Below are 6,830 nucleotides of genomic sequence, written 5' to 3'. Positions count from 1 at the left end.
ATGACAGAATACTATAAGGACGAAGACCTCGACCGGTTCGGAGAGGTGGGCAAGCACAATCCAGAGCTTTTCCAGAAATTCATGGCCTGGTACGGCGCTGCCCTTGAACCCGGTCTCCTCAATAAACGAGAGAAAGTGCTCATAGGGCTCGCTGTTGCCCATGCCGTCCAGTGCCCCTATTGCATCGACGCCTATTCCAGGAGCTGCCTGGAAGAGGGGATGAGCCTCGAACACATTACAGAGGCTGTTCATGTTGCCTCTGCCGTCCGCGGCGGCGCTTCACTTATACATGCGATACAGGCGCATAATTCCGTTGAGAAGATGTCGCTCTAGGCGCCGACCGGCCATACCAGAATCGACCACCAATCTGTCGGCATGAGAACAACGGATTCGCCCATTTTCAGGCATCCTGCTTTCCGAAGTACTCGCATGCCTCACCTTCCCGGCGTTTCACATGCCTTGCAAAGCGCGGCTTTCTTTGATGGTGAATGATGGCCGTAATGGAGGACTTAGTTCGGTCAATCATGGTATAATTAATTAGGGCAATGCCTATCAGTCGGGGGCGAAAGGGCTCGACGGGGGTTATGAGGCTCAGGTGGCATGCCGTGGCTCCATCACCACGTTAAAAGGTGGAAACAAACACAAACGCCAATAACGAACTGGCACTGGCTGCTTAACCAATAGCAGCACGCTGCACTGGAATCGCCTGTGTTTCATCTGCAGCGTAAGGCAGCAGGCTGGCCGCGGGTATCTCTCCCGGACCCGTGGCAAGACAAAGGGGGATGGGATAATGGAAAGCCCTTCTGCCGGCGGCCCATCATCCGAGAACCAAAAGGCAGAATAAGCATGTAGAAGCCTGAGAGTAGTGCTTTCGGACGCGGGTTCAATTCCCGCCGCCTCCACCATTAAACCCCTTGAAATAAAACAATTCAAGGGGTAAGTTTTTCCTTCCGCTTTCCTTCCGGAATCAATAAATGGATGTCACCAGACTGACTGTGCCCTGGCCCTCTAAAGCCCTCCCACCCTCTCCAATGCGCCCGTCTAGAATCAAGGATAGTGTTTTATCAATCCCTTCTTGACAGTGAACTATCGTTCACCTATAATGAAACCATGACAGTGAATGTGAAGAAAGATAGACTTCGGTCCCGGATACGAGACATATCTGCTTTCTATCGTGAGAAGGGTAGGATGCCGAGCTTTTCAGAAATCGGGGAGATGGCAGGCCTGCGCTCGAAGAACGCAGTCTTTAAACTCATCAACAGACTTGAAGATATCGGCATCCTTGAAAGAGACGAGAAGGGAAGGCTCATACCAAAGTCCATAGCCGGCTCGGTCAGGGTACTGGGGACCGTGGAAGCGGGTTTTCCGAGCCCTGCGGAGGAGGAACTGGCAGACACTCTGTCCCTCGACGATCTCCTCATACAGAATCGCCAGGCAACGTTTCTCCTTAAGGTGTCCGGAGACTCGATGTCCGGGGCAGGCATACTTCCCGGTGACATGGTGATCGTCGACAAGTCGCAGACCCCGAAGAGCGGGGATATCGTCATAGCCGAGGTCGACGGCGCATGGACGATGAAATACCTGAGGAAGCGGGGAGAGAGCGTGGCCCTCATACCCGCAAATCCCGACTATAAACCCATCAGGGCTAGGAAGGAGCTCAGGATCGCCGGTGTCGTTACCGCGGTTGTGAGGAAGTACAAGTAATCTCATTATGAGGACTCCATGGAACTCCAGCCGCTAACCGTACGCTCCTGGCCCCAGGCGATCCTTCATCTCGACGCAGACGCCTTCTTTGCCTCCTGTGAACAGGCCATACATCCCGAGTTCAAGGGGAAGCCCGTCATAACCGGCAAAGAGCGGGGGATCGTTGCTGCCGCCAGTTACGAGGCCAAAGCCAGGGGAGTGCAGCGGGGGATGAGACTCTTTGAGGTGAAGAAGGTCTGCCCAGAAGCCGTGATCCTTCCTTCAGACTACGAGACCTATAGCCTCTTCTCGGTCCGCATGTTCGAGATATTGAGGCGTTTCTCCCCCGATGTGGAGGAATACTCCATAGACGAAGCCTTTGTCGACCTCACCGGCCTTCGCAGGTCCTTTCATGGCCCCTACGGCATGATCGCCGGGAAGATGCAGGAGACCGTGGAGCGTGAACTTGGGATCGGCGTCTCGGTCGGCGTAAGCCTCTCGAAGGTCCTCGCGAAGATAGGTTCAAAACACAACAAGCCCCATGGCCTGACGCTCATTCCCGGCAGGGACATTCACACGTACCTGGAGAAACTGCCGCTCGAAAAGGTCTGGGGCATCGGCCCTAACACTGCGGCCTTCCTCATGAAGTTCGGGATAACGACCGCCTTGCAGTTTGCGCGGAAAGATCAAGCGTTCATAGACAAACACCTGTCCAAGCCCTATCAGGAGATCTGGCACGAACTGAACGGAAGGTCAGTCTATCCCGTCGTCACGGAAACGAAGAGCACCTACCAGTCAATAAGCAAGGCAAAGACCTTCACCCCTGCATCGTGCGACGAGACCTTTATCTTTGCCCAGATCTCAAAGAATCTCGAAGGCGCCTGCATTAAGGCCCGGAGATACAGGCTTGCCGCGACACGGCTTATCGTGTTTCTCAGGACTCAGGAGTTCAGGGATACAGGGATTGAATTGAAGTTGAGCCACCCCACCGCATTTCCCTCAGACCTTTTTGGGCCTTTGGGTGAGGGCTTCAGGCGTCTTTACCAGACCGGGGTTCTCTACCGGCAGACTGGTGTTGTCCTTTCAGGATTAATGCCAGAGGACAAGATACAGTATACACTCTTTGATAACACGGCACGCATTGAGAAGATGTCGAGGATATATGACACCGTTGATCAGCTCTCGCAGCGCTTCGGGAAATACGCTATCCAACACGCCGCAAGTCTGCCTACGAAGCTCCAGTCACAGCACGAGGGAGAGAGAGGGGACACACCGGAGCGAAAGACGGATCTTTTCAAGGGGGAGAACAAAAGGCAAAGGCTCGGTTTGCCAATGCTGCATGTCAAGGTGTGAAATCGGAGTTCAACCAGAAACTCTTGCCCCGTCAAAAGAGTGCTCGTGTAATGTAGTCGGGTGTTACCCACATACAGGTGATGATCATGCCACCCTGAATTTCATTAATAACAGATTATAGGAAGGAAGACCCCAGCTTGTCCCAGGGGGTATTTCAAAATCAAGAGGGATGATTATCTGTCCGTAAAATTGGTATTGCTAAAGAGACACCTGTGGCGGGATATCGATGATGAAACATTCAATGATGCTATGGGTGAACCGATAGAACGGGGCTACGTGAGCAGCATGGGAGACACGTATGGGTGGAAACTGCTTTCAGCAGGGTCGGAATACCTGAAACACCTCTCATGAGACAAGTTATTGCGCATCCGCTTTTCGATATTGCTTAGTCCCCGGGCTGTATCGAGCGGTCGAATAATAAAACAAGAAGTGCAACACCTTGGGTTCCGGGTATGCATTAGACAGTTTTTTTGTTGAGGCTTCGGTAGATGCTTTAGGCTTCCTCCTCGCTGCTGGAGGCTTGCTCACCACATCCAACTCCTGCCACTGATCCATGTAACTTGATTCTAAGCCTTAACCCGTCCCAAGGCATTCACTTCTTCTGATTTAACCGTATCACCATTTACCATGGGTGTCAAGTTCTCGGGAAGGCTGGTAGTGTCCTAATTTGATTCGAGTAATTGTTTATAGTCGAGCGGAAATAATGGAGAGTTTAATGCACCTTCAATAATTCTTTGAAGTAATCTTGAATGCCGTTGAAGAACAATTCGGGCTTGCTATCAACTATGCTATGCAGACAAAACTTTATGCTTCTGTGAACCCTGGGCCTGGACGCTATTCCCCACCGAAGGTATCTGAGGTCATATCCACGATCATACAAGGCAATCCCGATGAAAGCCATATTTCTACTTCCTACGTAGAAAGGCACAATTTGACCATGAGAATGCAGTTAAGAAGATTCACTCGCTTAACTAACGCCTTCTCAAAGAAGTTGGAAAACTTAAAGGCATCCTTGGCCTTATATTTTGCTCATTACAACTTCATGAGGGTTCACAGATCGCTTAATTGTCGATGGAGGCCCATATGGGTATTCTCACCTACATTGATTCACAGCACGCCATAGCTCACAATAAGATAATGATCATAGACAAGGAAGTGGTTATCACCGGCAGCTTCAACTTTACGAAGGCTGCGGAAGACAAAAATGCAGAGAACCTTATCGTTCTCCGATCAGGAGAGGTCGCAAAGACTTATATTAAGAACTGGCAGAAACACAAGGCACATTCCATGCTTTATGAAGGGAGGAAGTAATCTACACACGTCTGGGGGCAACCTGGGGCCGTTAATGGACAAGAATAAAGTATCATCACAGAAGCCGATATCAGACCCTTACCCGAAGAGTGATTTGGCCACTTCCTGGAGTCCGCACTGTTGCGCGTTTGCCACATACTCAAAGGTTTTTTTGGAAACTGATAGTCCGTGGGAATCGAACCGATCAAGCGTTTATGTAGAAACGGAGATTAATATAATGGAAATTAAAAAGAGGTCTCCAGCGAAAATAAACAGCAATTCAGCGTCATCAGGGCCGAATGCCCCAGGAGAGAATCCAACTCACCAGGCTGATTAACATAGAACCCAGAATCGCACCGGAGAACCCGTTCACCCTGAACCCGGAAACCAGTCCAGACACGATCAGGAGCATCAATCCGTTGATGACCAACAGGAAGATTCCCAGTGTCAGCAACGTAATGGGCAACGTTAGGAATACCAGGACGGGGCGGAGGACGGCGTTCACGATGCCCAGAACGAAAGCCGCCACCAGAGCTGCCATGAAACTGTCGGCCTTCATGATCTGAGGGAAAACGTAGGAGATGATCAGGATGGCAATCATGGTGATGAGCAAGTGAACCAGGAATATCATCTTATGGCTCCTTTCGGCGATTGCGTTTGAAATCAGTATAGGCTACATCAATCTTTGATAAGATATTGCTTCTCTATGGGTAAAGTATAAAGAACAAAAAAAGTACAGTCAAGAAGAAAGCAAGGCAGGAGACATGATGCCGAGCAACCCAGGAGTTCCCGTTCCTTTCCTCAGTGCTGCGCCATTGAAGAATCCAAGGATGAGATTAAAGACGGCCACGAGAGCCGAAACCGCATCCGCCTGTGGGGCGAAAGATGCACCGGGAGAGCCGCAGGGAGCTACTTAGTCTTCTTCTGATGCTTCTTTAGCAGGTCATCAACTGCTTCAGCCACAAGAGAAGTGAACGTGCGATCGGTATCCACGGCAAGGTATTTGACCGCCTTTATCTGCTCGGGCTCCAATCTAACGCCTGTCTGTTTTTTCTTAACCTTCTTTCTTTTCATATTCTCATTCTAATCCAGAATATGATAACAAGGCAACTTATTATCTTGACAACATATCAAGCATTTGATAATATGTATAACAAGGTACCATGGTACCTAAGATGGCAAAGGGGAAGAGAACGAAAATGAAGAAGGAAAGAGCCGCATTATACGCCCGCTGTTCAACCCACGACAAAGGTCAGGACCCGGAATTGCAACTTGCACCCCTCCGGGAGTATTGCCAAAGGAGGGGCTTTACCATCACTGGCGAATATGTGGATAACGGGATCTCCGGGACGAAAGAGCGCCGTCCTCAGCTTGACCGTCTCATGGATGCTGCCAGAAAGCGTCAGATTGATGTTGTCCTTGTCTGGAAGCTTGACCGCTTCGGAAGGTCGCTTAAACAGCTTGTGACAGCCTTGGATGAGCTTTCAGGCCTCGGGATAGGGTTTATATCCTTTCAAGACAATTTAGACCTTACTACGCCTCAGGGGAGGCTTATGTTTCATATAATCGGCGCCATGGCGGAGTTCGAGCGGGAACTCATAAGGGAGCGTGTAAAGGCGGGGATTGACAATGCAAGGCGAAAGGGCAAGAAACTCGGCAGAAAGGGCCTTGCACCAATCGCCAAGAGGAAAATCATCGAGACATTCGAACAGAACCCGAGTCTGTCGATCCGGGAAATCGCCAAGGCCACGAAGCAGCCGCCGACAACTGTTCACAAAATCCTTTCATTTTACCGGGCCGGAAAGTTAGACAGAGATGGGTTCGAGTACGACCGAGATTTGTGTTCATAAGAAAGGTGATTTGTGGACATAACAAATGATATGTCCTCACAGTACCTGAGACCGCGGAGTAACCTGACCATTATGCGAGGTACAAAGGGCAATCTTCTTCGCAAGACTTTTTTTCGAATCGTCTAATGCCTTCGCTCCTCTAAGCCTGTGCCTCGCTTGCAGGGGATGAAAGCTTCAGAAAGCCTCGGCCAAGCGCCGTATCTGATTAAGCCGATTTCCATTCTGCTCTTTTACGTGCCCTATATTCACGAGCGGATTCAACGCCTCCCTGCCGATAAGCCTCCTTCTCCTCCTTATTGCATTTTTGACAGTATGACCTGTTATCTCTCCGGCCGTAAGAGAACTCGGCTGCAGGGAATCTTTTTCCGCATATAGAGCATAGCTTATTATCGGCACTGCTTTTTTGTTGTGTACCAGTCATGATACTCTCCCCTTCTCTTTTAGTCCTGAGAAGTCTTCATCTGTGAGATTGTAAATCTTTTCGCTCATATCTTATTTGCCTTGCACTTTTTTTGACCCGACTTTCGCCGATGGATCTCCCATGTCTCGTAAGTAATTGGAATTGCACTTCAATTTAGCCATTGAATTGCCTACCTAATGATATCCAGCCTCGTATAGCGTCTGAAAGAGCATAAAATAAGGCCAAGTGCATTT

Annotated in this window: 8 protein-coding genes and 1 other RNA gene; 6 read left to right on the top strand and 3 right to left on the bottom strand. The window is 49.9% G+C overall.

Annotated elements, in window-relative coordinates:
* The 5 genes from VFG09_00340 to VFG09_00320 all read left to right on the top strand — a co-directional run.
* Nucleotides 1-333: arsenosugar biosynthesis-associated peroxidase-like protein (locus VFG09_00340; GenBank protein HET6513587.1), on the top strand; the 333-nt coding region annotated here is incomplete at its 5' end.
* 225 nt (nt 334-558) lie between these two features.
* Nucleotides 559-905: a transfer-messenger RNA gene (gene ssrA / locus VFG09_00335) on the top strand.
* Nucleotides 906-1,110: 205 nt separating this feature from the next.
* Nucleotides 1,111-1,704: a transcriptional repressor LexA gene (lexA, locus tag VFG09_00330; GenBank protein ID HET6513586.1), complete on the top strand. Its 594-nt coding sequence runs from the start codon at nt 1,111-1,113 to the stop codon at nt 1,702-1,704.
* A gap of 18 nt (nt 1,705-1,722) precedes the next feature.
* Entirely contained in the window at nt 1,723-3,036 is a 1,314-nt protein-coding gene (locus tag VFG09_00325; protein ID HET6513585.1) for a DNA polymerase IV, read from the top strand.
* Between the two features lie 1,083 nt (nt 3,037-4,119).
* Complete coding sequence (locus VFG09_00320) at nt 4,120-4,347, top strand: phospholipase D-like domain-containing protein (protein ID HET6513584.1); 228 nt, start codon at nt 4,120-4,122, stop codon at nt 4,345-4,347.
* A gap of 268 nt (nt 4,348-4,615) precedes the next feature.
* Here the strand turns inward: VFG09_00320 and VFG09_00315 are convergent, their stop codons facing one another.
* The gene (locus VFG09_00315) at nt 4,616-4,957 is read right to left on the bottom strand and encodes a phage holin family protein (GenBank protein HET6513583.1); all 342 of its coding nucleotides are present in this window, start codon (nt 4,955-4,957) and stop codon (nt 4,616-4,618) included.
* Nucleotides 4,958-5,235: 278 nt separating this feature from the next.
* Nucleotides 5,236-5,400, bottom strand: a complete 165-nt coding sequence (locus tag VFG09_00310; protein HET6513582.1) for a ribbon-helix-helix domain-containing protein — start codon at nt 5,398-5,400, stop codon at nt 5,236-5,238.
* 125 nt (nt 5,401-5,525) lie between these two features.
* On the opposite strand from VFG09_00310, the gene VFG09_00305 reads away from it, so the two are divergent.
* Nucleotides 5,526-6,176: a recombinase family protein gene (locus VFG09_00305; GenBank protein ID HET6513581.1), complete on the top strand. Its 651-nt coding sequence runs from the start codon at nt 5,526-5,528 to the stop codon at nt 6,174-6,176.
* A 174-nt stretch (nt 6,177-6,350) separates the two neighbouring features.
* Here the strand turns inward: VFG09_00305 and VFG09_00300 are convergent, their stop codons facing one another.
* The gene (locus VFG09_00300; GenBank protein ID HET6513580.1) at nt 6,351-6,572 is read right to left on the bottom strand and encodes a hypothetical protein; all 222 of its coding nucleotides are present in this window, start codon (nt 6,570-6,572) and stop codon (nt 6,351-6,353) included.
* Between the last annotated feature and the right edge of the window lie 258 nt (nt 6,573-6,830).

It is taken from the genome of Thermodesulfovibrionales bacterium, assembly GCA_035686305.1.
Lineage (GTDB): Bacteria > Nitrospirota > Thermodesulfovibrionia > Thermodesulfovibrionales > UBA9159 > DASRZP01.
The sequence above is the reverse complement of the archived record's forward strand: the minus strand, read 5'-3'. Positions and strand labels throughout refer to the sequence as shown.

Coding starts and splice junctions, on each gene's coding strand:
- lexA (HET6513586.1), top strand. CDS start 1,111: ATGACAGTGAATGTGAAGAAAGATAGACTTCGGTCCCGGATACGAGAC.
- VFG09_00325 (HET6513585.1), top strand. CDS start 1,723: ATGGAACTCCAGCCGCTAACCGTACGCTCCTGGCCCCAGGCGATCCTT.
- VFG09_00320 (HET6513584.1), top strand. CDS start 4,120: ATGGGTATTCTCACCTACATTGATTCACAGCACGCCATAGCTCACAAT.
- VFG09_00315 (HET6513583.1), bottom strand. CDS start 4,957: ATGATATTCCTGGTTCACTTGCTCATCACCATGATTGCCATCCTGATC.
- VFG09_00310 (HET6513582.1), bottom strand. CDS start 5,400: ATGAAAAGAAAGAAGGTTAAGAAAAAACAGACAGGCGTTAGATTGGAG.
- VFG09_00305 (HET6513581.1), top strand. CDS start 5,526: ATGAAGAAGGAAAGAGCCGCATTATACGCCCGCTGTTCAACCCACGAC.